The sequence below is a fragment of the Dellaglioa sp. CoH-56-MRSF-14 genome, assembly GCF_056782115.1.
The window spans coordinates 1-728 of the sequence record NZ_JBXAYB010000013.1; the positions used below are offsets into that span (position 1 = coordinate 1).

Sequence of the window (728 nt, forward strand, 5' to 3'; positions counted from 1 at the left end):
ACTTATTATGGTTGAAGAGCGCGATGGTGAATGCAATCAAGCCATTGTCCTAGACCTAAGTTCGGTCATTAGTTTCAAGCGCAGTAAATAGTAGTTTTCATAAACCTGAAGAGTAGTGCATGCAAAACAACCAAGTGTTTCACGGCAAAGTTTCTGAAGTACGTGTGATCGAGCACTCACGCTCGTCGAAGTCCGGAACGGACCTGATCACCTTCCAATTGAAGTATCCGCGCTACATTCATGCCGAGTTCATGACACACCGTGTATTCTCGCGCAATGCATCAAGTTCGCGAGCCATACCCGCTAAGAAGCTTATCTCCCAGATTCGCGAAGAGCCCGTGTTCTTTGCTCACGTCGGTCTGAACGAACCGGGCATGCAGGCTAGCGATCAAGTTACTGCCGATGTTCTCGATAAGTTCCGAAAGGAATGGCAGGAGCTGGCAAACCTGACTGCTGATTACGTTGAGCGCTGGACCAATGAGTACAACATCCACAAGCAGCTTGCCAATCGCGTGCTTGAGGCGTTTACCAACGTCAATGTGGTGGTCACGTCGAGTCAATGGGACAACTTCTTTGAGCTGCGTAATCACCCGGATGCCCAGCCCGAAATCAAAGATTTGGCTGAGACTATGCTTCGGGCCATGTCCGCAAGCAATCCGCGTATTGTCGATCCAAAGGACCTGAATGATGCTCGTGCGTGGCACCTGCCGTATGTGACAATGCAGGAG

1 protein-coding gene is annotated in these 728 nt (G+C 50.1%); it reads left to right on the plus strand.

The genetic code is table 11. The features are described 5' to 3' along the window. Nucleotides 1-119 precede the first annotated feature (119 nt). Nucleotides 120-728: FAD-dependent thymidylate synthase (locus AC1RPX_RS07590; protein ID WP_481763303.1), on the plus strand; the 609-nt coding region annotated here is incomplete at its 3' end.